The 24407-nt window shown below is 58.4% G+C and carries 30 protein-coding genes; 18 read left to right on the forward strand and 12 right to left on the reverse strand.

The features are described 5' to 3' along the window. The first annotated feature begins 69 nt into the window (after positions 1-69). The 8 genes from SIB38_RS15725 to SIB38_RS15760 all read left to right on the forward strand — a co-directional run bounded on the left by SIB38_RS15725 (position 70) and on the right by SIB38_RS15760 (position 9215). Positions 70-960, forward strand: coding sequence for an ABC transporter permease (locus SIB38_RS15725; RefSeq protein ID WP_412552054.1), 891 nt, complete (start codon positions 70-72; stop codon positions 958-960). Next, the gene (locus SIB38_RS15730; RefSeq protein WP_294114475.1) at positions 957-1763 is read left to right on the forward strand and encodes an ABC transporter permease; all 807 of its coding nucleotides are present in this window, start codon (positions 957-959) and stop codon (positions 1761-1763) included. Before SIB38_RS15725 ends, SIB38_RS15730 begins: the two co-directional genes overlap by 4 nt. A 192-nt stretch (positions 1764-1955) precedes the next feature. Beyond that, positions 1956-3272, forward strand: coding sequence for a glutamine synthetase family protein (locus SIB38_RS15735; protein WP_294114473.1), 1317 nt, complete (start codon positions 1956-1958; stop codon positions 3270-3272). Between the two features lie 59 nt (positions 3273-3331). Continuing rightward, entirely contained in the window at positions 3332-4015 is a 684-nt protein-coding gene (locus SIB38_RS15740) for a type 1 glutamine amidotransferase (protein ID WP_412550580.1), read from the forward strand. After that, positions 4012-5382 carry a glutamine synthetase family protein gene (locus tag SIB38_RS15745; RefSeq protein WP_294114470.1) on the forward strand — a complete coding sequence of 457 codons (1371 nt, stop codon included), beginning with the start codon at positions 4012-4014 and terminating at the stop codon, positions 5380-5382. Before SIB38_RS15740 ends, SIB38_RS15745 begins: the two co-directional genes overlap by 4 nt. A 76-nt stretch (positions 5383-5458) precedes the next feature. Next, positions 5459-6763, forward strand: a complete 1305-nt coding sequence (locus SIB38_RS15750) for an NAD(P)/FAD-dependent oxidoreductase (RefSeq protein ID WP_412550581.1) — start codon at positions 5459-5461, stop codon at positions 6761-6763. A gap of 114 nt (positions 6764-6877) precedes the next feature. Continuing rightward, positions 6878-8095, forward strand: a complete 1218-nt coding sequence (locus tag SIB38_RS15755; RefSeq protein ID WP_412550582.1) for a DegT/DnrJ/EryC1/StrS family aminotransferase — start codon at positions 6878-6880, stop codon at positions 8093-8095. A 130-nt stretch (positions 8096-8225) separates the two neighbouring features. Next, complete coding sequence (locus tag SIB38_RS15760; protein WP_412550583.1) at positions 8226-9215, forward strand: LLM class flavin-dependent oxidoreductase; 990 nt, start codon at positions 8226-8228, stop codon at positions 9213-9215. Here the strand turns inward: SIB38_RS15760 and SIB38_RS15765 are convergent. From SIB38_RS15765 to SIB38_RS15785, 5 genes are all read right to left on the reverse strand, one after another. Then, complete coding sequence (locus SIB38_RS15765) at positions 9212-9448, reverse strand: hypothetical protein (protein WP_412550584.1); 237 nt, start codon at positions 9446-9448, stop codon at positions 9212-9214. The genes SIB38_RS15760 and SIB38_RS15765 overlap by 4 nt on opposite strands. Continuing rightward, entirely contained in the window at positions 9445-10155 is a 711-nt protein-coding gene (locus SIB38_RS15770; RefSeq protein ID WP_412550585.1) for an alpha/beta fold hydrolase, read from the reverse strand. Before SIB38_RS15770 ends, SIB38_RS15765 begins: the two co-directional genes overlap by 4 nt. Before the next feature lie 59 nt (positions 10156-10214). Next, complete coding sequence (locus SIB38_RS15775) at positions 10215-10664, reverse strand: VOC family protein (protein WP_294114566.1); 450 nt, start codon at positions 10662-10664, stop codon at positions 10215-10217. A 20-nt stretch (positions 10665-10684) separates the two neighbouring features. Then, positions 10685-11560 carry an alpha/beta hydrolase gene (locus tag SIB38_RS15780; RefSeq protein ID WP_412550586.1) on the reverse strand — a complete coding sequence of 292 codons (876 nt, stop codon included), beginning with the start codon at positions 11558-11560 and terminating at the stop codon, positions 10685-10687. 104 nt (positions 11561-11664) lie between these two features. Next, a complete protein-coding gene (locus SIB38_RS15785; protein ID WP_412550587.1) occupies positions 11665-12426 on the reverse strand; it encodes an alpha/beta fold hydrolase in 762 nt (253 codons plus the stop codon). Positions 12427-12586: 160 nt separating this feature from the next. Here SIB38_RS15785 and thrS point away from each other — a divergent pair, with 160 nt between their 5' ends. The 6 genes from thrS to SIB38_RS15815 all read left to right on the forward strand — a co-directional run bounded on the left by thrS (position 12587) and on the right by SIB38_RS15815 (position 17666). Further along, positions 12587-14521, forward strand: a complete 1935-nt coding sequence (gene thrS / locus SIB38_RS15790) for a threonine--tRNA ligase (protein ID WP_412552055.1) — start codon at positions 12587-12589, stop codon at positions 14519-14521. Between the two features lie 255 nt (positions 14522-14776). After that, the gene (locus SIB38_RS15795) at positions 14777-15082 is read left to right on the forward strand and encodes a DUF2282 domain-containing protein (RefSeq protein WP_294114451.1); all 306 of its coding nucleotides are present in this window, start codon (positions 14777-14779) and stop codon (positions 15080-15082) included. Positions 15083-15208: 126 nt separating this feature from the next. Further along, positions 15209-15511 (forward strand): DUF2282 domain-containing protein, encoded by a 303-nt coding sequence (locus SIB38_RS15800; protein WP_412550588.1) that lies wholly within the window; start codon positions 15209-15211, stop codon positions 15509-15511. Between the two features lie 11 nt (positions 15512-15522). Then, entirely contained in the window at positions 15523-16380 is an 858-nt protein-coding gene (locus SIB38_RS15805; RefSeq protein WP_412550589.1) for a DUF692 domain-containing protein, read from the forward strand. Continuing rightward, entirely contained in the window at positions 16377-17141 is a 765-nt protein-coding gene (locus tag SIB38_RS15810) for a putative DNA-binding domain-containing protein (RefSeq protein WP_412550590.1), read from the forward strand. Before SIB38_RS15805 ends, SIB38_RS15810 begins: the two co-directional genes overlap by 4 nt. Next, positions 17142-17666: a DoxX family protein gene (locus tag SIB38_RS15815; RefSeq protein WP_412550591.1), complete on the forward strand. Its 525-nt coding sequence runs from the start codon at positions 17142-17144 to the stop codon at positions 17664-17666. It begins immediately after the preceding gene. 52 nt (positions 17667-17718) lie between these two features. Here the strand turns inward: SIB38_RS15815 and SIB38_RS15820 are convergent, their stop codons facing one another. Further along, the gene (locus tag SIB38_RS15820) at positions 17719-18033 is read right to left on the reverse strand and encodes an ArsC/Spx/MgsR family protein (protein ID WP_294114564.1); all 315 of its coding nucleotides are present in this window, start codon (positions 18031-18033) and stop codon (positions 17719-17721) included. Between the two features lie 210 nt (positions 18034-18243). Here SIB38_RS15820 and SIB38_RS15825 point away from each other — a divergent pair, with 210 nt between their 5' ends. Then, on the forward strand, positions 18244-18450 hold the full coding sequence (locus SIB38_RS15825) for a cold-shock protein (RefSeq protein ID WP_058240518.1): 207 nt from the start codon (positions 18244-18246) through the stop codon (positions 18448-18450). A 78-nt stretch (positions 18451-18528) separates the two neighbouring features. On the opposite strand, the gene SIB38_RS15830 is transcribed toward SIB38_RS15825, so the two are convergent. From SIB38_RS15830 to SIB38_RS15840, 3 genes are all read right to left on the reverse strand, one after another. Next, on the reverse strand, positions 18529-18828 hold the full coding sequence (locus SIB38_RS15830; RefSeq protein WP_412550592.1) for a hypothetical protein: 300 nt from the start codon (positions 18826-18828) through the stop codon (positions 18529-18531). Positions 18829-18948: 120 nt separating this feature from the next. After that, positions 18949-19425: a dihydrofolate reductase gene (locus SIB38_RS15835; protein WP_294114430.1), complete on the reverse strand. Its 477-nt coding sequence runs from the start codon at positions 19423-19425 to the stop codon at positions 18949-18951. 2 nt (positions 19426-19427) lie between these two features. Further along, positions 19428-20261 (reverse strand): thymidylate synthase, encoded by an 834-nt coding sequence (locus SIB38_RS15840; RefSeq protein WP_294114428.1) that lies wholly within the window; start codon positions 20259-20261, stop codon positions 19428-19430. A gap of 207 nt (positions 20262-20468) precedes the next feature. On the opposite strand from SIB38_RS15840, the gene SIB38_RS15845 reads away from it, so the two are divergent. Beyond that, positions 20469-20897 (forward strand): VOC family protein, encoded by a 429-nt coding sequence (locus tag SIB38_RS15845; protein ID WP_294114426.1) that lies wholly within the window; start codon positions 20469-20471, stop codon positions 20895-20897. Then, complete coding sequence (locus SIB38_RS15850) at positions 20864-21634, forward strand: DUF1194 domain-containing protein (RefSeq protein ID WP_412550593.1); 771 nt, start codon at positions 20864-20866, stop codon at positions 21632-21634. Before SIB38_RS15845 ends, SIB38_RS15850 begins: the two co-directional genes overlap by 34 nt. A 181-nt stretch (positions 21635-21815) precedes the next feature. Here the strand turns inward: SIB38_RS15850 and SIB38_RS15855 are convergent, their stop codons facing one another. The 3 genes from SIB38_RS15855 to SIB38_RS15865 all read right to left on the reverse strand — a co-directional run bounded on the left by SIB38_RS15855 (position 21816) and on the right by SIB38_RS15865 (position 23105). Next, the gene (locus SIB38_RS15855; RefSeq protein ID WP_294114422.1) at positions 21816-22313 is read right to left on the reverse strand and encodes a MarR family winged helix-turn-helix transcriptional regulator; all 498 of its coding nucleotides are present in this window, start codon (positions 22311-22313) and stop codon (positions 21816-21818) included. A 91-nt stretch (positions 22314-22404) separates the two neighbouring features. Further along, on the reverse strand, positions 22405-22698 hold the full coding sequence (locus SIB38_RS15860; RefSeq protein ID WP_294114421.1) for a succinate dehydrogenase assembly factor 2: 294 nt from the start codon (positions 22696-22698) through the stop codon (positions 22405-22407). A gap of 5 nt (positions 22699-22703) precedes the next feature. Beyond that, a complete protein-coding gene (locus SIB38_RS15865; RefSeq protein ID WP_294114420.1) occupies positions 22704-23105 on the reverse strand; it encodes a helix-turn-helix domain-containing protein in 402 nt (133 codons plus the stop codon). A gap of 81 nt (positions 23106-23186) precedes the next feature. Between SIB38_RS15865 and SIB38_RS15870 the strand changes: the two genes are divergently transcribed. After that, positions 23187-24389, forward strand: coding sequence for a pyridoxal phosphate-dependent aminotransferase (locus tag SIB38_RS15870; protein WP_294114562.1), 1203 nt, complete (start codon positions 23187-23189; stop codon positions 24387-24389). Positions 24390-24407 lie beyond the last annotated feature (18 nt).

Genomic DNA, 24407 nt, shown 5'->3' on the forward strand with positions numbered 1-24407 from the left:
CCTTTTCCCACCCGGCGGACCGCCCTGCGCGGCCACACTGCCCCCAAGATCAGACGAAAGAGGCCAGCCATTTTTGCCTATTGCTCAGATCCTTCGGTCCTAGAAGGTTTGTCCTGGCTTAACTGCTATCTCACCACCGGGAAGCACATGGCCTTCTACGCCTCGTTTGGCACGGTGCTGTTGCTGCTGGCAATCACCGCCCCAACCGCGCTGTTGTTTGGCCTCGGTGGCGCCATGGCCGCCCGCGGGCGCTTCTTCCTCGTGCGTTGGTTTGGCAAGGGCTACATCGCCATTGTGCGCGGCGTGCCGGATATCGCTTTCTTCCTCTTCTTTGTGATTGCGCTGGATCAAGCGATCGAATGGATGCGCCACAAGGTCAAATGTCCCGACTGGACGGAACCGGTCCGCCAAGGCGGCGAGTTCCTCGTCTGTGACATCGCCAAAATGCCGCTTAGTTCCTCGCCCCAATGGATTCACGAAATCTATGGCTTCTGGCTGGCGGTCTTCACCTTTGCCATCGTCTTTGGCGCCTTTGCCGCCAACGTCCTGTTTGGCGCCATGCAGGCCGTGCCCCGGCCACAGCTGGAAACCGCCGAGGCCTATGGCATGACCCCGCGCCAGACCTTCTGGCGCATCCTGATGCCGCAAATGTGGATCTACGCCCTGCCCGGCCTGTCCAACCTCTGGATGGTGTTGATCAAGGCCACCCCCTTGCTGTTCCTGCTCGGCGTCGAAGACATCGTCTACTGGGCTCGTGATCTCGGCGCGTCCAAGACCGCCCGTTTCACTGACTACCCGCACGGCGACTGGCGCATGTGGTACTTCCTTGCGCTGCTGATTTTCTACCTGCTCTTCACCCGCGTCTCCGAGGTTGTCCTCGCACGCATCACCAAGCGCCTGTCCCATGGTCAGGCCACCATCGACGGTGAAGCCCAACGCAAAGCAGGGAGCGCGGCATGAGCTGTATCGACACCATTCAGAACTACGCCTTCCGCTCTCTGGGCTATGGCGAGCGCATGTTGCCGCGCACGGACTTCACCCTGTGTGAGCACTTCACCCTGATTGGCTCCGGCCTGATCTGGAACGTCTACTATGGCGTGCTCGCCGTGCTGACCGGCTTCTTCTTTGCCAATCTTCTGGCGGTGGCCAAAAACTCCAACAACTACTGGGCCCGCAAACCGGCAGAGTGGTTCATCTTCCTCTTCCGGGGCAGCCCGCTGTTTATCCAGTTCTTCTTTGGCTACTTCCTGTTCCTCTCGCTCAAAGGCGTCTCGCCGATCTTCAACCCGCTGTCTTCGGCGGCACTGGGCGCGTTGATTGTGCTGTTCCTGAACACCTCAGCCTACTCGGCAGAGATTTTCTATGGCGCTCTGCGGTCCATCCCGAAAGGCGACATCGAAGCCGCGGACGCCTATGGCATCACCGGCTGGTTCCGCTTCCGCCGCATCATGTTCCCAACCATGATGCGCCTGGCGTGGCCGGCCTACACCAACGAAGCCATCTTCCTGTTCCACGCCACCACGCTGGTGTTCTTCTCCGGCTTCCCGGCCTGGCGGCAACAGGGCGACGCGCTCTACTATGCAAACTACTTTGCGGACAAAACCTACAACCCGTTTGTGCCCTATCCGATCCTGGCGATGTATTTCATCATGCTCACACTGGTGATCATCTGGATCTTCGGCCTGGTCAACAAACGCCTGAACAAACACCTGCCTCAGGCGTCTGTGAAAAAGCTGCGGGTACGACCAAATCTGATCCGCTAATCGAGGTCAGACCACCTGAAAATCTGCAAAACACCCGCCAAAACTTGGCGGGTGTTTCTGCATTTACGCCACCTCCGCAATACAGTCGCGATACAGACGCAATACCGACGTGGAAAATGGCTGCTAAAAATTCTTCTGGACAATTCATCCCGCGCCCCCGATATTTTGATCAAATTATCGAAATGGTGACCCATGGACCCGGCACAAAGCGCAACCTTCCGGATTGGCGCAGTAGATCTCAACGGCCAATTGCGCGGCAAACGACTGCCGTCTGAACATCTCGCAAAACTCGACAAAGGCGGCGCGCGTCTGCCCCTCTCCGCCCTCAATCTGGACATCTGGGGCTGTGACATCGAGAACAGCCCGCTGGTCTTTGAAAGCGGCGACGCCGATGGCGTGCTCACCCCGTCCCCCCGCGGCGCCGTACCGATGCCATGGCTCAAGACACCATCCCAATTGGTCCTTATGGGCATGACCAACGAAGACGGCAGCCCCTTCATGGGCGACCCGATTCAGGCTCTGGCCACCGTATTGGAACGCTACGCCGCCCGCGGCTGGACCGTGGTGGCCGCCACCGAAATGGAATTCACGCTGGTGGACGACAGCGGCGCGCATCTTGTACCGCCAAAGCACCCCCGCAATGGCCGCCAACTCGACGCATCTGAGATCCTCAGCGTCTCGGAACTTGATGCTTTTGATGGCTTTTTCAGCGACATCTACGATGGCGCTGCGGCCATGGGCATCCCTTTGCAAACCATGACCTGCGAAGGCGGCGTGGGGCAGTTTGAGGTCACCCTCAACCACCAAACCGCGATGAAAGCCGCCGACGATGCCTTGCTGATCAAGCAGTTGCTGCGTGAAACCGCCCGCAACCATGGCTTTGCCGCCACCTTCATGGCCAAACCTTACGGCGATGACGCCGGAAACGGCATGCACGTGCATTTTTCTGTTGTGGATGAGAACGACAAAAACGTCTTTGACGATGGCACCGCAGAAGGCTCCGACCTGCTGAAGTCCGCTGTAGCAGGCTGCCTAGAGGCCATGCGCGCCTCGACCCTGATCTTTGCGCCACACGGGCCGTCTTATGACCGCTTTGCACCCGGCGCCCACGCCCCCACAACCGTGTGCTGGGGCTACGAAAACCGCACCGCTGCAATCCGCATTCCCGGTGGCCCCAACGCCGCCCGCCGCATCGAACATCGGGTCTCCGGGGGGGATGTGAACCCCTACCTGATGCTCGCCGCCATCCTTGGCGCCGCCATCGAAGGCATCGCGGAAGGTTTGCAGCCCCCAAACCCAACCAGCGGCAACGCCTATGCGCAGGACCTGCCGCAACTGGCCCAAAGCTGGGACGACGCCATTGCGCTGTTTGAAAGTGACGCCTTTATCGCGCGCTGCCTGCCAAAGCAGCTGATCGACAATCTGGTGATGACCAAACGCCAAGAGGCGCGAAAACTCGCCGAGATCGACGCAGCGGTCCGCTGGAAAACCTATCTGGAGCGTGTATGACACGCTTGCGCGAGCGCCTGTCTCCCGCTACCATAAATTTGATCAAATTCTGGTGACACATGAAAATCGGCATCCTTCTGACCGGCCACGCGCCTGAAGAGCTTGAACCGCAGTACGGCAACTACATCGAGATGTTTAAGTCCCTGCTTTCCGGGCAGAATTTTGAATTTGCTGGCTACAAAGTTGTGGACGGAGAATTCCCCGAAGCCGTCACCGACGCCGACGGCTGGCTCATCACAGGCTCCAAACACGGCGTCTACGAAGACCACCCTTGGATCCCCCCTCTGGAGGATCTGATCCGGGAAGCCGTCACACAAAACATCCCAATTGTCGGCGTGTGCTTTGGCCATCAGATCATCGCCCAAGCCCTTGGTGGCAAAGTGGAAAAATTCGACGGCGGCTGGGCTGTGGGCCATCAAACCTACGACTTCGCCGGTACAGAACTGTCGATGAACGCCTGGCACCAGGACCAGGTCACCGAACTCCCTCCCGGCGCCGTGACCATCGCCTCCAACGATTTCTGCAAGAACGCAGCCATTCTCTATGGAGACCGCGCCCTCACCGTGCAGGCCCACCCTGAATTCTCCGCCGACTTTGTCGACGGCCTGATCAACACCCGCGGCCGCGGCGTGGTGCCAGACGACATCCTCGACGCCGCCATCGACGACCTTGATGAGCCGACCAACAGTCAAACCATTGCAGATCAATTTGCAGACTTCTTCCGACAGGAGCGCCCCCGATGAACGCCCCCAAATCCGACTGGCTTTCCAAAACCCCAGACGCCGCCCGCGCCTATTTGGAGGGCCACCGTCTCGACGAAGTTGAATGCATCATCTCCGACCTTCCGGGGATTGCCCGCGGCAAAGCCGTACCGGCCACCAAATTTGCCCGCCAAGAGTATTTCCACCTCCCAGATTCCATTTTCTACCAGACGCTTACCGGCGGTTGGGGTGAAGCCGCCGGAGACGAAGGCTTTATCGAAAAAGACATGATCCTGCGCCCGGATTGGTCCACCGCCACCGCCGCGCCTTGGACCGCCGATTGGACGCTGCAAGTGATCCACGACGCCTATAATTTGGATGGAACCCCGGTCGAATTCTCCCCGCGCAACGTGCTCAAACGCGTGATCCAGCTTTACCGCGACAAAGGCTGGGAGCCCATCGTGGCGCCGGAGATGGAATTCTTCCTTGTGGCCCGCAACACCGACCCGCGGCAGGAAATCAAACCGATGATGGGCCGCTCAGGCCGCCCTGCCGCCGCACGTCAGGCCTACTCCATGACCGCCGTGGACGAATTTGGCCCGGTGATCGACGACATCTACGACTTTGCCGAAGCCCAAGGCTTTGAGATCGATGGCATCACACAGGAAGGCGGCGCTGGTCAGCTCGAAATCAACATGGTGCACGGCGATCCGCTTAAACTGGCGGACGAGGTCTTCTACTTCAAACGCTTGATCCGTGAAGCCGCGCTGCGCCACGATTGCTACGCCACCTTTATGGCCAAACCGATCGAAGACGAACCCGGATCGGCCATGCACATCCATCACTCGGTTGTGGATACGGAAACCGGCCAGAACATCTTCTCCGGTCCTCAGGGCGGAGAAACGGACGCGTTTTTCCACTTTATCGCTGGCCTGCAGAACCACCTGCCCGCCGCGATCGCCGTCATGGCGCCTTATGTGAACTCCTATCGCCGCTACGTGCGCGATCACGCCGCCCCAATCAATCTGGAATGGGCGCGAGACAACCGCACCACCGGCATCCGCATCCCGATTTCCTCGCCACAAGCCCGCCGCGTGGAAAACCGCATCGCCGGTATGGATTGCAACCCCTACTTAGGCATCGCGGCCTCGCTGGCCTGTGGCTACCTTGGCCTGCTAGAGCAAGAGCGCCCCGACAAGCAATTCAAGGGCGACGCATACGACGGTGAAGAAGCCATTCCACGTATCCTGGGCGGCGCTTTGGATCTGTTTGACGAAGCCAAGGATCTACACGACATTCTGGGACCGGACTTTGCACGCGTGTACTCCATCGTGAAGCGTGCGGAGTACGAGGAATTCCTCGCCGTCATCTCCCCATGGGAGCGCGAGCACCTATTGCTGAACGTGTAACAGCCAAGCGGTTGGCCAGCGGCCAACCCGCTGCCTCCGGCGGAGGTATTTTCAGAAAGAGAAAGCGAGGGGCACGATGAACCTGCTCGATGCCAATGACCGCACAGGTCACTATCCTGACAGCTGGTATACGGCGACGGCCAAGCCGCTGCCCCCTTTTGCCCCAGTGGAAGGCGCGCGCACAGCAGATGTCTGCGTGATTGGTGGCGGCTTTACCGGTCTCTCCACGGCCTTGCATCTGGCCGAACGCGGCTTTGACGTGGTCCTACTGGAAGCCCACCGCGTGGGGTTTGGCGCTTCCGGGCGCAATGGCGGGCAGCTCGGCTCCGGCCAACGCATGGAACAGGACGGGCTGGAAAAACTGGTTGGACAGGACGATGCCACCAAGCTCTGGCAGCTGGCAGAAGACTCCAAAGAGCTCGTCAAAGGTCTGATCTCCAAACATAATATCAACTGCCACTACAAACCCGGCATCGCCCACGCCTGTTTTTCCGCGAAAGAGGTACGCGAAGAACACGAGTATGCCGAGCACCTGCAAACCCGCTATAGCTATGACCAGATCGAACCTCTGGACCGCGACGCGCTGCAATCGATCTGCCCTTCGCCCAAATATGTCGGCGGCTCACTGGATCTGGGTGCGGGTCACTTGCACCCGCTGGCCTTCGCCTTTGGCCTCGCCCAAGCAGCCTCGGACGCAGGCGCAACCATCCATGAAACCTCCCGCGTGACCAAAATTGACCACGGCAGCAAAGTCACCGTCACCACGGACAAAGGCACCGTAACGGCCGATCACCTCGTGCTGGCCTGCAATGGCTACCTCGGCGATCTGGAGCCCAAAGTCGCCAGCCGCGTCATGCCGATCAACAACTTCATCGCCGCCACCGAACCTTTGGGCGCGGATGTCGCCAAGGTTCTGGCGCGTGATGTGGCTGTGGCGGACACCAAGTTTGTCATCAACTACTTCCGCCTCAGCCACGACAATCGCCTGCTGTTTGGCGGTGGCGAAAGCTATGGCTACACCTTCCCCACCGACATTGCGGCCACCGTGCGCAAACCCATGGTTGAGATCTTCCCGCACCTCAAAGACATCGGCATCGACTACGCCTGGGGCGGAACCCTCGCGATCACCATGAAGCGCATGCCCTATCTGCGCCGCCTGGCCCCCAATGTGATTTCCGCCTCCGGCTATTCCGGCCACGGCGTTGGCACCGCCACCCACGCAGGGCATTTGATTGCCATGGCGCTTGGCGGCGAAGCTGAGGGCTTTGACACCATGGCCCGCGTGCCCGCGACACCATTCCCCGGTGGCGCCAGAATGCGCAGTCCTCTACTGGCGTTGGCGATGACTTGGTACGCCCTGCGCGACCGGCTTGGCGTCTGATCCCACCGCGACATTTATTCATCGAAGTTTCACACCCGCAGCTGTGTTTACCCTTCCTTGTCACGGCACATTGTTTTATGTTTTCGAAATCCCAACTTAAGAAAGTTGAAAACTATGAAATTGCCACCCAATGTGTATGACGCCGAACCAATTCCGGCGTCCGCCCGTGAGGAAATCGAGCGCCTCCTGCAAACCGGCGACCTGTTCCGCTACACCGCTGCTGAAAACGCACCTGTTGCCCTGCTGGAAGCGGAATTCGCCGCTATGTTGGGCAGCAAATACGCGCTGGCTGTATCCTCCTGCTCCGCCGCGCTCTTTCTCTCGCTGAAAGCACTGGACCTGCCACGCGATGCGCGCGTGCTGCTGCCTGGCTTCACCTTCGCCGCTGTGCCCTCCTCCGTTGTGCACGCTGATCTGGTGCCGGTACTGTGTGAAGTCGGCACAAACTACCGCATTGATATCGCTGACTTTGAAGCGCGGCTGGATGATAACATCTCGGCCGTGATCATCAGCCACATGCGCGGCCACACCTCTGACATGGACGCCATCAAGGACCTCTGTGAAGCGCGCAACATCCCTGTGATCGAAGACGCCGCCCACAGCCTTGGCACCACATGGCATGGCCGCAACATCGGCACCATTGGCAAAGTGGGCTGCTTTTCTTTCCAATCCTACAAGCTGGTCAACTCCGGCGAAGGCGGCATCATGGTCTCAGATGACGCCGACCTGATCGCCCGCGCGGTGATTATGTCCGGTGCCTATGAGCACAACTGGAAAAAGCACAAAGCGCCTGAAGGCGACAACACCGGCGAACTGGAAACGGCCTTTGCCCGCTGGCAGAACCAACTGCCGCTCTACAACCTGCGTCTCTCCAACCTCGCCGCCGCCATCATTCGCCCTCAACTGGACGAAGTCCCCCGCCGCGTGCGCGATGGCCGCGCCAACCACGACTATGTCGCCGGATTGCTAAATGCCTCGCCTTGGTTGCAAGTGCCCGAAAAGCTGACACCGGAAGAGCGCGCGCCGGATTCCATTCAGTTCAACCTCGAAGGCATGGACAACACGCAGATCCTGGCCTTCCAGGAAGCCGCCAATGCGCGCGGCATCAAAGTGCAGGTCTTTGGCCAATCCATCGACAATGCCCGCGCCTTCTGGAACTGGCAGTTTGTGCCCGAAAAGCAAGAGCTTCCACAGACCCGCGCCATGCTGATGTCCGCCTGTGACGTGCGCCTTCCTGCCCGCCTGAAACGCGACGAGCTTGACCTGATCGCAGGGGCGCTCACTGGGGCCGCCGAAGATGTGATGGGCGCGGTGCAGGCCTACGGCACCTGACACACCACGACAATTTTACGGAGAAGCGGGTCCCTGTGGCCCGCTATTCTTTTGTCCGCACGCCCTGCCCCCTAGCTTTCCGCAATTGGCTTTCTATATGCTGGAAACCCTGTGAAAGCCGGAGCGCGCCATGATCCCTTTTTCCCTGCTCGACCTGTCGCCCATTCCCGAGGGCGGAACTGCGTCAGACGCGCTGCAAAACACGCTTGATCTGGCGCGTCATGCCGATGAGTGGGGCTTCACCCGCTATTGGGTGGCTGAACATCACAACATGCCGGGCATCGCCTCCTCCGCGACAGCTGTACTCATTGGTCAGATTCTGGCGGCAACCAAATCCATGCGCGTGGGCTCAGGCGGCATCATGCTGCCCAACCACCCACCGCTGATCGTGGCAGAGCAATTTGGCACTTTGGCGACACTCTATCCAGGTCGCGTAGATCTGGGCCTTGGTCGCGCGCCGGGCACAGATATGAAAACCGCCACTGCCCTGCGGCGCGGCATGACCGGCGCAGACCACTTCCCGCAAGATGTCATTGATCTGCTTGGGCTTTTCCAAAAATCCTCCGCCGACCAACCCGTGCGCGCCATTCCCGGCGACGGCACCGATGTGCCAATCTGGATTCTGGGCTCCAGCCTGTTTGGCGCGCAATTGGCCGCACAACTTGGCCTGCCTTATGCCTTTGCCTCGCATTTCGCCCCCGATGCGCTGGAAGAAGCCTCCGAGCTCTACCGCCACCGCTTCACCGCAGGCAAAACCCAAACGCCGCACTTCATGATGGCCGTGAACGTTTTTGTCGCCGACTCAGAGCAGGAAGCCCGCCGCCTGCGCACTTCTCCGCAGCAAGCCTTCCTCAACCTGCGCAAAGGCACGCCCGGCCCGCTGCCCAAACCTGTCGCGCAATTTGAAGACGTCGCCAGCCCCGCCGAAGCGCGTCTGGTCAACGCAGCGCTCCGTGTGACGGCTGTCGGCACCAAAGACACGGTCGCCACCCAATTGCGTGACTTGATCGGCACCTATCAACCGGATGAAATCATGCTCACCGGCATGATCCATGACCACGCTGCGCGCCTGAAATCTTTTGAGATGGCCGCAGACATCCTGCGCAACATGAGCCCCTAGCGGTCCTTGCCGCGCAATCGGTCCCATGTCTGCCGCAGCCATCGCAGGTCCAGCGACGCCACAGCCACACCCAGCGGCAGCATCCAGAAGCCCAAGACAGGTAAGAACCCAAAAATCCCGAAGACAATCAGCAGGATACCAAGCAGCAAGCGAAACCCCGGCGGCACCCGCAAACGCACCCAGGCGCGAAACCGCTGCAGCTTGCCTTTAAGATCGCGCGGCGCGCGGCTCACCGTAACACCAGTGGCTGCTCCATCCACTTGCGCAACGCCTGCGTGGTCAGTTCCGGCTGCTCCAAAGTCGGCAAATGCCCCGCACCCGGAATGATCTCCAACTCGGCATAGGGGATCAGCTCCGCCATAAAGCTGTGTCGTTTCACTGGCGTCAGCCCGTCATGCTCGCCGCATAACACCAGCGCCGGACATTTACATCGACGCAAAGCGCCCTGTTGGTCCGGCCGCCGCTGCAACGCCCGCGCTTGGCGCACCAGCGTCTCCGCCCCCAGGCTGCGGCCCATCGCCAGCACCCTGCCCAGCACCTCGTTGCGCTGTGGACCCGGTGCCAGGTACTCAGGCCGCATAAAACCTGCCAAAACCTCGTCCAGCCGCCCGGCCCGCGCCCCCACAATCATGGGCTCATAAGTGGCCGCCGTCGCAGGGGTTTCGGCCAAAGGATTCGTGTCCATAAAGGCAATCCGTATGATCCGCTCCGGGATCTTGCGCAGCAATTCCATCGCCACGATGCCGCCCATGCTCAGACCGGCCAGCGCAAACTTAGGCGGCAGATGCGGGATCAACGCCGAAGCAATCTCTCTGATCCGCTCCCCTTGCGTGATCGGCGCCACCGTCACCATGTGATCTTTCGACAAATCCGCGACCTGATGCGCAAACAGCCGCGCATCACACATCATCCCAGGCAGCAGAACGATAGGTTCCTGCATGCTCAACCCCTTATCTGGTCTTTTTGTTGTCCGTCACTGTGACAGAGCGGCCCTCTAGGTCAAGCCTCAGCGCCATATCCGCCCCAACGAAACGCGCCATCTTCGGCCAGTGGCGAAAACGGATTGAACGCGACTTCCCACACGTGGCCATCTGGATCGCAGAAATAGCCAATGTGCCCACCCCAGAAGATGTCACCTGCCGGCTTCAGAATGCGTCCACCTGCGGCAACGGCCAGCTCCAAAAGTGGCGCAACCTCTTCTTTGGTGTGCACATTGTGTGACAGCGTCATGCCAGAAAACCCGCCGATGGCGTCTTCCGGAATGCCCAAATCCTCCGCCAGCATTGCTTTGGAATAAAGTCCCAGGGTTTGGCCAATCAGGTTGTACGCCACCACCTCTTCCGGATCATCCGGCCCGGTGGCGCGTTGCCATCCAAGCGCATCGTAAAACCGTGCAGAAGCTTGCACTTCCTTGACAGCCAGAGTGATCAAACTCACCCGTTGGCCCAGCTTTTGAACACTTAAACTCATCACTTCAATCCATTGATAAATCGCACAAAAGCCTCAATCGTACGTTCGTTTTCGGCAGGGGATCGAATGTCTCCAGCAATCACATGTTCCTGAGGGTCTGACCCCGCCATTGGTTTTTGAATATCCACTCTAGCCTCCCGACCCCAGCGTGTCGCCACGTCCTGCGTGCGGGCTGCCTCTACAACCTGATCACCTTCGGAGAACCAAAACAACGATGGCACCAGCGCTTTCCCATGGTCCTTTTCAAACACCTCTTTCACCAAAGCAGCCATCTGCATGACGGCCACTGTTGGGTACGCATGTGTCCAATAGGTCGCGTGGGCCGCGTTTGCCGGCTCAAAAGAGCGATCTTTTCCGGCCACGACAGGCACCCAATAACGCGCTGCTGGCCAAGTCAGCAATTTGGCAGCAGGCGATTTGATCCCAAAGTTTGGAGATACAAAGATCATGCCTTTCACATCTGCCATAACGTCGGGCTGATCCGCCAACGCCGCCATCACAGTGCCTCCGGTGGATGTTCCCATCACCACCACATCATCGCCAATCCGACGCGCCACGTTTAAGGCTTCCGCTAAATCATTGACCCAGCCCTGCGCCGTGGCTTGCGCCAATGCCGCCCCGTCACGTCCGTGCCCCTGAAGCCGGGTGTAAACCAAGTTTGCACCAAGCGCCTCGGCCACCCGATCCGGCACCGGGCGGATTTCCTCAGACGTGGCCGAAAACCCATGCACGTAAACCAGCACCAAAGGCGTTTTTTCATCGCGCGCCGCATGCCAGATCACCCGCTTTTCCGTGCCCGGGGTGATGTCCTCAAACCGCGCTTCCTGCGCAGCGAAATACGCGTCTACATCCGCGCCGATGTCGGCATCCTGCACCGTGGGCGTCAAGGATATCTGCTCATAAGGGCCAAAAACAAAAACCGCCCCCACGCACAAAACCACAACCAGAAGCAGCCGACCTAAAAAACGCCCAAATGTTCTCATTGTGAAACTTGAGGGGCCAAAATCGCCTCCTCAACCTTACTTTCAATCAATTTTAGACAATTTGGATCAGAGAAGCGATGATCCTTTCCTTTGACCATAAGCAATTGAATATCCTCTCCTTCCGCGTGATCGAGCAAGCGATAGGCCACGGAGCTGTCCACCGCCGAGTCCTCCGTGCCTTGCAGGAACCGCACCGGGAACGGCAACGCCAACGGCGTGCGCAGCACCAGCCGGTAGCGACCATCCTCAATCATGCGCTTGGTGATGATGTAGGGCTCCATATAATCGGACGGCAGCGCCACCTGCCCTTCCGCTTCAAGCTGCGCTTTCTGCTCAGGTGTAAACCCAGCCCAATAGCTGTCCTCGGTAAAATCCGGCGCAGCGGCAATGGTCACCATCCCCGCAATGCGCTCCGGCATAGCCTTGGCCAACAACAGTGCCTGCCAGCCGCCCATCGACGACCCAACCATAATCAACGGGCCTTCGGTCAGCGCGGTGATCGCCGCAACCGTGTCTTCATGCCAATCACCAATACAGCCATCCTCAAACGCGCCGCTGCTCTCGCCATGACCGGAGTAGTCAAACCGCAAAAACTTCTGCCCACGCGCCTGCGCCCAGGCTTCCAGATGTACCGCCTTGGTGCCTTCCATGTCAGATTTCAGCCCACCCAGGAACACCACCGTTGGGCCTGTGTCGCCGCTTTTGTGGTAGGCAATGCGCCGTCCCTGCGGCGTGTCAAAAAACTGCGTGACGCTCATGGCTTTTTGTTTCTCCCTAATTTGACTTGACCTTAACCCTCTGCGGAGATGGGATAAACCCTGCTTGACTTGCCCTGCCGCAAAGTTCATGAAGTCCGCGAACCATATACCCGCAACCGGGCGTTCCGTGGGCGCCAAACTGACGATGAGCTTGAAGCCAATGGCCGAAATTTCCCTTACTTTTCCTGATGGTAATGCACGTTCTTACGAGAGCGGCGTCACCCCTGCCGAGGTCGCATTGTCGATCTCCACCTCCCTTGGCAAAAAGGCCATTTCCGCAACCGTGGATGGTCAGCATTGGGACATGCAATGGCCAATTGATGCGGACGCGACCATTGCGATCAACACGGTCAAAGACAACGAAGCAGAGGTGCTCGAGCTGATCCGGCACGACTGCGCCCATATCATGGCGCGCGCCGTACAAGAGATCTGGCCAGACGTGAAAGTCACCATTGGGCCGGTGATCGAAAACGGCTGGTACTATGACTTCGACCGCGAAGAGCCGTTCACGCCAGAAGATCTCGGCGTCATTGAAAAGAAGATGAAAGAGATCATCAACAAACGTGACCCTGTGACAACCGAAGTCTGGGAGCGCGACCGCGCAATTGCGCACTATAAGGCCAACAACGAGCCTTATAAGGTGGAGCTGATCGACAGCATTCCCGGCGATGAGCCGCTGCGCATGTATTGGCACGGCCATTGGCAAGACCTTTGTCGTGGTCCACACCTGCAACACACCGGTCAGGTACCAGCAGACGGCTTCAAACTAATGTCCGTGGCAGGCGCTTACTGGCGTGGTGACAGCGACCGCGCAATGTTGCAGCGTATTTACGGCGTGGCGTTTAAAAACAAAGAAGATCTCAAAGCCCACCTGCACATGCTGGAAGAGGCCGCCAAACGCGACCACCGCAAGCTGGGCCGTGAGATGGACCTGTTCCACTTTGAAGAGCACGCACCGGGTTCAGTCTTCTGGCACCCCGCTGGTTGGCGCGTATTCCAAAACCTCATCGCTTACATGCGCCGCCGTCAGGAAGCTGCTGGCTATGAAGAGGTCAACACACCCGACATCATGGACCGCCAGCTTTGGGAAACTTCTGGCCACTGGTTCAACTATATGGACAACATGTTCTTGGCCAAAACCCATGACGAGCGTGACTATGCGCTCAAGCCGATGAACTGCCCAGGCCATATGATGGTCTATAACCACACATTGCGCAGCTACCGCGACCTTCCAATGAAGATCGCGGAGTTTGGAAAAGTGCACCGCTATGAACCGTCTGGCGCGTTGCATGGCCTGTTGCGCGTGCGCAGCTTCACGCAAGATGACGCGCATATTTATTGTACGCCAGAGCAGCTGACCGACGAATGTCTGAAGGTCAACGACCTGATCCTATCGATCTACAAAGACTTCGGTTTTGAAAATGTGCACGTCAAGCTTTCGACACGCCCTGAAAACCGCATCGGCTCTGACGAAAGCTGGGATCTGTCCGAAGGCGCGCTGAAAACCGCGCTGGAACGTGCAGGCATGAGCTACACGATCTTTGAAGGCGAAGGTGCTTTCTATGGTCCAAAGCTCGAATACGTCCTGCGCGACGCCATTGGTCGTGACTGGCAGTGTGGCACTCTGCAGGTAGACTACAACCTGCCTGAACGCTTTGGCTCGACCTATGTTGACCAAAACGGTGACAAAGTTGCGCCGGTTATGTTGCACCGTGCGCTCTTTGGCTCGTTGGAACGTTTCACCGGCATCTTGATCGAGAACTGGGAAGGCAAACTGCCGTTCTGGCTCGCCCCGCGTCAGGTGGTTGTGGCTTCCATTGTGTCCGACGCTGATGACTACTGCATGGAAGTTGTCGCCGCACTCAAGGCTGCAGGTGTGCAGGCCGAAGCCGATCTGCGCAACGAGAAGATAAACTACAAAGTCCGCGAGCATTCGTTGGGCAAAGTACCGGTGATCTTGGCCATTGGTAAGAAAGAGGTGGAGGAGCGCACCGTATCCACCCGCCGCCTTGGCGAAAAGCAAAGCAAAGTCCAGTCTTTGGACGAAATCGTGAGCCAATTGTCACAAGAGGCGACCCCGCCCGATTTGGTATGACGGCTTTTGCAACATTTGAGCAGGCGCGTTACGGGAAACCGGGCGCGCCTGTTTCAATTTGAGCGGAAAACCAACCTTCCAGCGCTGGAATCTTCACGAAACCGTCACGCCATCTAACGCATCTGTGACACACAGCCCCGTGATTGGCGTTTCAACACAGCTTCCCCCTAATCTTTACTCATGCCACCGAGCAATGGATCACAAACAGATCAGCTAGGCGGCCGAGTTTTAGACATACACAAGGGAAGAGAACCAATGTCCAACACCGTAAAAACCCTCGCAGTTGCAAGCGCCGTAGCAGCAGCCCTGTCCGCACACGCCACCACCGCAGTGGCCGCTGAAAAAGAGAAGTGCTACGGCGTTTCCCTCGCAGGTCAGAACGACTGCGCCGCAGGCCCAGGCACCACATGCGCCGGCACCTCCACAACCGATTACCAGGGCAACGCATGGAAACTGGTTGACGCGGGCACCTGTGTTGGCATGGAACTGCCTGCCATGGCAGACGGCAAAGCCCGCATGGGCTCTCTGGAAGCGCTGGACCGCGACCTGCCAAAGTCCTAAGTCAGACTTTCGAAGCCCCGGGTCTCCGGGGCTTCACCTAACCTCCCCAAAACATACAAAAAATGCCATACTGTCCCTGAGCGCACGTTCGTTGCCCTCAATGCCTATGTTTCAGGACCAAAAACCATGACCAATTCCACCAAAACACTTCCCCTCATCGGTGCTGTCGCCACCGCGCTCGCGCTCCAAACCGCGCCTGCGGAGGCAGGTAAGAAAGAGAAGTGTTTTGGCATCGCAAAAGCAGGCGAAAACGGCTGCGCCGCTGGCCCCGGAACGACCTGCGCAGGCACCTCCACCGTTGATTACCAAGGCAACGCCTGGAGTCTTGTGGACGCTGGCACTTGCCTTTCCATCGACCTGCCAGACATGGCGGACGGCACCCCCCGCACACCGTCGCTTGAGTCTTTGCCTCGCGACTTGCCTTCATAAGGACCAATCAAATGTATGATGCGCCATTTTCCCCAGAAGGACTGCCAAATCTGCCCGGTGTCGGCTATAAGCCACAGCATTACAGCGACTTGATTGAGAACCCTGGTACCGTTGGCTGGCTCGAGGTTCATGCCGAAAACTACATGGGAGATGGCGGTCGACCTATCGCACAGCTGCGCCAACTCACGGAACGATTTCCCATCTCCGTGCACGGGGTTGGTCTATCGATCGGTGGTGAAGGTCGCCTTGATCCGGAGCATCTTGCCCGCCTGAAACACCTGGTTGGCTGGCTGAACCCCACCGTGTTCTCAGAGCATCTCGCATGGAGCACCCACGACGGCGCGTTCCTCAATGACCTGCTTCCACTGCCCTACACCGAGTCCACGATAGCCCGCGTCAGCGACCACATTGACGAACTGCAAAATACCATTGGTCGCCAGATGATGCTGGAGAACCCTTCAAGTTATCTTGCCTTCGACGAAAGCACTTGGTCAGAACCGGATTTCCTGCGCGAAGTTGCCAAACGCTCCGGTTGCAGACTACTGCTTGACGTCAACAACGTCTTTGTTTCCGCCACCAACCTGAACTACGATCCCAAACAATACATCGCCGACTATCCGCTTGAACATGTGGGGGAAATTCACCTCGGCGGTCACGACGAAGATGAGGATGACCACGGCCAACCGCTGTTGATCGACAGCCACGGCGCTCCGGTTGTGGACCCGGTCTGGGCTTTGCTGGATCACACCCTGTCCCTGTCCGGTCCCCGCCCCATTCTGATCGAATGGGACACCGATGTGCCGGAATGGCCCATCCTTCACGCCGAGGCAGAGCGTGCGGAAACCGCACTGTCCAAGGTGACCGCATGACTGTCACCCAAACCACCTTCCGCAGCGCCATTTCGGACGGTCAACAAGACCGCCCGCTGGGCCTGTCAGACGCCGAAGGGCGCCCGGCTGGCCGCCGCTTTGACGTCTATCGCAACAACGTGGCCGTCTCCCTGACCGACGCCTTGGCCACTGGGTTCCCAACCATCGCTAAACTGATCGGAGAGCAAAACTTCAACGCAATTGCCGGCATCTTCCTGCGCCAATCGCCCCCCGCCTCACCGCTGATGATGCACTACGGCGCGGGGTTTCCAGAGTTCCTCCGCAGCTTTGAGCCACTGGCCCACCTCGGATACCTCGGCGACGTGGCAGAGCTCGAACTGGCTTTGCGTCGAAGCTACCACGCCGCCGACGCTACTCCCATTGCCGCCGATGCGCTGGCCTCTGTACCGCCCGAGAACCTCGGCGAGGTCACGTTCACTTTCGCACCCGCTGTCAGCGTGCTGAGCTCCCCGTGGCCGCTGCACGCCATCTGGGCCTTCAATATGCAGAACGGGCCAAAGCCTGACGCCGTCGCTCAGGATGTGATCATCCTGCGCCGCGAGTTTGACCCGGAACCACACGCCCTGCCGCCAGGCGGTCTCGCTTGCCTGCAAAGCTTGATGGCCGGTGACCCGTTGGGCATTGCCGCCGCCAAAGCCACAGAGGCGGATGCCGCCTTCGACCTTGGCGCCATCCTTACTTTACTTCTGTCAGGCAACGCCCTGACATACCTTACTATTCCGCAAACTTCGGAGGTCTAAATGTCCAATCTGATCGCGCTATACCAAGACCTCATTGATCGCCTTGATCGGCTCGACTGGCTTGTGCCCACCCTGGCCCGCCTGACCTTCCTAATGGTGCTGTTCTTCTACTTCTGGAACTCTGCAATGTTGAAAATCGACGGCTCGATCTTCTCGCCGTCTGCGGGTGCCTTTGGTCAGATCTTCCCCAAAGCCGCCGAAGCCGTGGTCTGGGACGTCACACAAATGACGGTCTTCCAGCGCCTTGTGATCCTGGCCGGCACCGTTGCGGAATTTGTCCTGCCTGTGCTGATCATCCTCGGCTTGCTGACCCGCCTAGCTGCCATTGGCATGATTGGGTTTGTCGCCGTGCAAACCATCGTCGACGTCACCGGCCACGGCGTTGCGCTTGGCTCCCTATTTGACAGCGCCCAAGCCCTGATCGACCAGCGTATAATGTGGGTCTTCCTGTTCGCTGTAATGGTCCTGAAAGGCGCTGGCCCCATCTCCATCGACGCAATTTTTAAGCGCCGCAACCCCGCCTGAACCACCATCACAATCTACTAAAGCCCGCGCCACACCAGCGCGGGCTTTTTAATTATGCCAAGGCGGCTTGCGTGTCCTTGCCCCAGCCAAGATAGAGCACGCCGTCCCGCTCAATCAGCGGCCGCTTCATCAAAGTGGGATGCTCAGCAATCAGTTCCAAAACCGGTTTCGCCCGTTCTTCCTCACTCAGGTTTCGCCATGTGGTTGAGCGCGTGTTCGCCAGTGCCGCCCCAAACATCTCAAATGCCGCTTCAAGCGTCACCTGTGGCACTCCGTCGGCCCGCACATCAACAAACTCAACACTTCCTAATGATTTCAGCGCCTTACGGCAAGTGTCGCAATTTTTGAGTCCATAAAGCGTCGTCATCTCGAGCCCTTTTTCCTGTTTCTTCTGAGACTTAAACCAATTGATTTTGAAATTCACGGCGGTTTTTCTTGATTTTTTCGGGAGCCATGCAATCCTCTAGGTGGTGCAATTTTTTTCGTGCCTCTGAAAACGTGCTTTCAGATCTAGTGATTTCTTGCGCCTCCGGGCCCCAGCCCGGATCGACTAAAAGTGAATATAGAGGAGAACGGTATGCCACGCGGTACCGTAAAGTGGTTTAACACCACCAAAGGCTTCGGGTTCATTGAGCCAGAAGAAGGCGGAAAGGACGTTTTTGTCCATATTTCCGTTGTTGAACGTTCCGGTCTGAAAGGCCTGTCGGACAATCAAAAAGTTGAATTTGAAATGACCCAAGGTCGAGACGGCCGCGACATGGCGGGTGAACTCAAACTTCTGTAACAAGATCGGGGCGCCATTACGCGCCCCTTTCTGCATCGAGCGCGCGCCCCTGTGGCGCGCGTTGTGTTTTGGTGCGGCTTAGGAACAGCCTTTGGTGCCAGGCGGGCAGCTCATGCTGTAGCTGCGCTTACGACTGCCGCCAGCGTTGTAATAGACTTCGCCGGTTGTCGGGTTGCCACAGCAGATCACACCGCCCATGGTCACCGGCTGCAGCCCGCTTGGGCAATAGTTCGCAGCCGCCGGATACGGATGCATCAGCACCCCCTCAGGCTGGTTTACTGGGCCAATCACTGGCGCATTGCTGCTCCAGGTTTGCGCCGCCACCGGCGCGGCTACGGACAAGGTCACTGCGGCTGCAATCAAAGAAATACGCGTCATAAGGCCCAAGCTCCAAATGCTGAAACAACGTGGTTAACTTCTGCTAACCTACTGCCAAGACGCGGAAACTGTCAATTTCCTGCTGCGAAACAATGTGTTTCGGGTCGAACTGCGCAGCCGTTAGCGGCGCAGATATTCGCAAACCTCACACTTTGGCCCCTCCCCAGGCAGCCCCCGCGACGACGCCAAACGCCACTGCGCCAGGTCCACCTCCGGGAAAAACGTGTCCGCATCTGGCACGTCCATATCCACCTCGGAAATCAACAAACGATCCGCCAAAGGCAGCATCTCTGAGTAGATGCCAAACCCGCCAATGCCATAGACCCGATGATAGCCCTCCGCATAGGCCAGCTTCACTGCCTCCGCCACGCTTGGCACCACTACCTCCGCCGCATCTGGCTGAGAAGACACAACAATATTGAACCGTTTCGGCAGTGGTTTCTTTGGCAGGCTCACCCAGGTGGCCCGCCCCATGATGATCGCCCCGCCAAGCGTTTCCCGCTGAAATGTCTTCAAATCTTCAGGCAAGAACCACGGAATGTCGCCGTCCCGCCCAATCGCCCCGTTGCGCGCCCGTCCAACAACCAGTGAAATCATAATTACACCGCCACGGCCGCTTTGATGGTTGGGTCGGGGTCGTAGCCCACAAACTCAAAATCATCGTAGGTGAAATCAAAAATCGAACTCACCTCCCGTTTGATCCGCAGCTGCGGCAAAGCCTTTGGTGTGCGTGAGAGTTGCAAATTCACCTGATCCATGTGGTTCGAATAGATATGGGCATCGCCAATCGAATGCACAAAGTCCCCCGGCTCATAACCGGTCACATGTGCCAGCATCACCTGCAACAACGCATAAGACGCAATGTTAAATGGCACCCCAAGGAACATATCCGCGCTGCGCTGATACAGCTGCAGATGCAGCTTACCGTTGATGATCCGCACCTGCCACATGGTGTGACACGGCGGCAGCGCCATTTGTGGCACATCCCCCGGGTTCCAGGCCGACACAATCAGACGACGGCTATCGGGCGCGGTTTTGATCATCTCCACCAGATTGGCAATCTGATCCACACCTGTCTTCACAAACAGCGGCTCACCTTCGTGGGCAATGCCGGACGCCTGCATCGTCGGAAACGACCGCCATTGATAGCCATAGACAGGCCCAAGATCGCCGTTTTCATCCGCCCATTCGTCCCAAATCCGCACCCCATTGTCTTTCAGGTACTTGATGTTGGTGTCGCCTGACAAAAACCACAGCAGCTCATGAATGATCGAGCGCAGGTGCAACTTCTTTGTGGTCACCAGCGGGAAGCCATCCGCGTGGGAATAGCGCGCCTGCATGCCAAAATAAGAAATCGTGCCGGTGCCGGTGCGGTCGGTGGACTCTTCGCCCTGATCCAGAATGGTGCGAAGCGCGTCGTGATACTGCTGCAAGGTCTGCTCTGCCTTAATCTGCTTGTGGTCCCGCCATCGTGCCGCAACCGGGCGCCAAATTCAACGAGATAGAGGCCGGCCAGCGCCTGCAAATCAGGCCCCCGACGAGAGGCGCACCATCACAGCCCTGTGAGGCTAGAATTCGCGCTGGATTCTCCGCCGCACTCCGTGCTTTGATAGCGCCAACACCAACAAGGGAACCTGTAGATGCACGTGAAATACCTGCACACGATGGTCCGCGTCGCGGATTTGGAAGCCTCCATGGCGTTTTATGCGCTGTTTGGCCTCAAGGAAATCAAACGTTATGACAGCGAAGAAGGCCGCTTCTCGCTGGTCTATCTGGCCGCAGATGGCGACCATGATGCACCACTGGAACTAACCTACAACTGGGACGGCGACGAAGGCCTGCCGTCTGACAGCCGTCACTTCGGCCACCTCGCCTATGAGGTTGGCAACATCTACGAGATGTGCCAGCACCTCGCCGACAACGGCGTGGTGATCAACCGCCCGCCGCGCGATGGCCGCATGGCCTTTGTGCGCTCCCCCGACAACATTTCAATCGAGCTGCTCCAGCAAGGCGACGCCCTTGCACCCGCTGAGCCATGGGCCAGCATGGAGAGCACCGGTCACTGGTGATCCGCCGCGCGGCCTCTATCGCGCTTTTAGGGATGGCCCTCTGGGCCTCCCCTCTCCACTCTGCCGCGAACACCCCCTCTGCGTGCCGCATCGCTCTGCTGCTGGCGCTGGACGTCAGCTCTTCCGTTGATGCGCATGAGGACATGTTGCAACGCCGCGGCCTTGCCGCTGCGCTCACTGCCCCTGAAATCCAAGCCGCCTTTCTCAGCAGCCCGCAATCCGTGGCCTTCTCGGTCTATGAATGGAGCGGCCGCACCCAGCAAAGCACCCTGCTGGACTGGACGGTGATAGACAGCCGCCAGACTTTGCTGGAAAGCGCCGCCAAACTGGCCCTCTCAAAACGGTCCACCACCGAATTCCCCACAGCGCTGGGTCACGCTGTCGGCCATGCCGCCCGCCTGTTTCGCGACGCGCCGGACTGTGACGTGCAGGTCCTGGATGTGAGTGGAGATGGCGAAAACAATGATGGGTTCACACCCAAGCAAGCCTATGACGCTTTCCCCCTCGACGGCGTGATCGTAAATGCTCTCGCCATTGAAACCTTTGGCGAAAAAGCGGCGGACCTCGCCGCGCAACCGGGCGACATGGTGGCCTACTACACCCGCGAATTGATCCAAGGACCAGACGCTTTTGTCGAAGTCGCCGATGGCTTTGACGATTTCGAAAACGCCATGCGCCGCAAACTGTCGCGGGAACTCTCGGTCACAGTTTTGGGACAGCTGGACATGCGCCCGTAACCCTTCCAACCGTATCGGCACTTCAGGCGTGGCAGTGTGGCGCCCAAAAGAAATGCCGCGCAGGCTGGATCAGCCCAAACGGCAAGAAAAACTGGACACCCACAAAAGGAAAAGCGCGCCAAGCCTTTCTAGGCGGACGCGCAAAAGCCGCGGATTCCCCTTTCTAGGGTGTCCGGGGATGTTAGTAGATGTAGCGGATCTGGTCGGTCCAGTAACGCTCCACACGGCGCAAAGCGTGTGTGATCTGTTCAATCCCGTCGTCGCCCAGCACACCTTTGGCCTGCAAACCTTCGGCATGGCGCGCAAACAGCTTGGAAATCACGTCACGGATTTCACGACCTTTGTCGGTCAGGCGCACGCGCACAGAGCGGCGGTCAATTTCGCAACGCTGATGATGCATATAGCCCGCATCCACCAGCTTCTTCAGGTTATAACTCACGTTGGAGCCCTGATAGTACCCACGTGTCTTGAGTTCGCCCGCAGTCACTTCATTGTCGCCAATGTTAAACAGCAGCAACGCCTGTACCGCGTTAATTTCGATAACCCCAACACGCTCAAACTCGTCTTTGATCACATCCAGCAACAGCCGGTGCAGGCGCTCGACAAGCGCCAGCGAGTCCAGGTAATCAGCCATAAACGACTGCTCTGTCCCGCTTTCCATAGATGAATGAAAGCTCATTCTTGTTCTCCGTCAGCTTTGTCTAGCAAACAGATTGGCCGAAAAAGCCCAACAAGAGGTTAAACCGTCCAAAAGACGTCACAAATTCGCGTCAATTTGGGCCACTGATGGCTTTGGAAATGTCCAAAATCATCGCGGAAAAGTGATCAGGCGCCGGTTTTTGCCCCGTAACCCATTGATATAAATCCTGATCATTCTCATGCAGCAGCGCATCATAGAGATCGAGCGTCGCCGCATCCATGTCGGACAAATTGTCCTCTGCATAGCGCACAAGAATGATGTCCATTTCTTTGATGCCCCGCCGCATAGAACGCATTTTCATGCGTTTCAGACGATTCTCGTGGGTCTCATTTGCCGGATTCGGCGCAGGCTTGGGGATGTCCATTGTCGTCACACTTTGTTGCGCAGCGCCTTTTCTAAGCGCGCGAGTTTTTCAAGATCATTTTTCATGCGGCTGCGGATCACGCGGATTTCCTGCACAATCGCGAGCAAATCCGTGTCGGCACTCTCTTCGTCGCCGGGCATCTCCACGCCGTCACCGTCACCGGTCAGCAACCAGCCCACGGAAACGTTGAGCAATCCTGCCATCATCGACAGTCGGTTGGCGCGCGGCTCACTCAAATCGCTTTCCCAATTGGCCAGCGTGCCGCGCTTGATCCCCAGCCGCTTTGCCAGTTCTCCCTGCTTCAGCCCCGCCGCCTCACGCGCCGCCGCCAGGCGATCGCCAAAGGTCGCCACATCCTCGCCATACCAGCCTTCATCGGTCAGCGGCTCTACTTGGTCCTGTGACATCTACATTCCTTTGGTTTCCACCTTGAACGGTATTCGCGCGCACCCTAAGACATGGAGCCAGTGATTACAAACGAGGCCCAAATGTCTTTCCTGTCCAATACCCTGTCCCGCGTGAAACCGTCCCCGACCATCGCCATGACAGCAAAGACCGCCGAGCTGAAGGCCGCAGGTCGCGACGTGATTGGCCTCTCCGCCGGCGAGCCCGACTTTGACACGCCGCAAAACATCAAAGACGCCGCCGTGGCGGCCATTGCCGCAGGCAAAACCAAATACACTGCGCCTGATGGCATTCCAGAGCTGAAGCAGGCCGTCTGTGCCAAGATGAAGCGCGACCACGGTCTGGAGTACACCCCGGCGCAGGTCTCTGTGGGCACCGGCGGCAAACAGACGCTTTATAATGCGCTGATGGCCACGCTGAACGAAGGCGACGAAGTCATCATCCCGGCCCCTTACTGGGTGAGCTACCCGGACATGGTGCTGCTCGCGGGCGGCACCCCGGTGATTGCCGAGACCTCGCTGCAAACCAAATTCAAACTGACCGCCAATCAGCTGGAAGCCGCGATCACGCCCAAAACCAAATGGCTGATCTTCAACTCGCCGTCCAATCCGACCGGTGCGGGCTACTCGCGCGAAGAGCTCAAAGAGTTGACCGACGTGCTGATGCGCCACCCCCATGTCTGGGTGATGACCGACGACATGTATGAGCACCTCGCCTATGACGGTTTTGAGTTCTGCACCCCGGCGGAAGTGGAACCTGGCCTCTATGAGCGCACTCTGACCTGCAACGGCGTGTCCAAAGCCTACGCCATGACCGGCTGGCGCATCGGCTATGCCGCTGGCCCCGTCGAACTGATCGCCGCAATGCGCAAAGTGCAATCGCAAAGCACGTCCAACCCGTGCTCGATCAGCCAATGGGCCGCCGTTGAGGCACTCAATGGCACGCAAGCGTTTCTGGAACCCAACAATGTGGTCTTCAAACGCCGCCGCGATCTGGTGATCGACATGCTGAGCCAGATCGACGGCATCTCCTGTCCGACACCGGAAGGCGCGTTTTACGTCTATCCCTCCATCGCTGGGCTGATTGGCAAAACCACCCCCAAAGGTACCGTGATCGAGAATGACGAAGCCTTTGCCAATGCGCTTCTGGAAGAGGCGGACGTGGCCGTGGTCTTTGGCGCCGCCTTTGGGTTGTCGCCAAACTTCCGGATCAGCTATGCCACTTCGGACGAAGCCCTGAAAACCGCCTGCACGCGCATTCAGACCTTTTGCGCCGCGCTGAGCTGAGTGCGGACAACAGACACA

The organism is Shimia sp. MIT910701 (assembly GCF_047126315.1).
Taxonomy (GTDB): domain Bacteria; phylum Pseudomonadota; class Alphaproteobacteria; order Rhodobacterales; family Rhodobacteraceae; genus Shimia.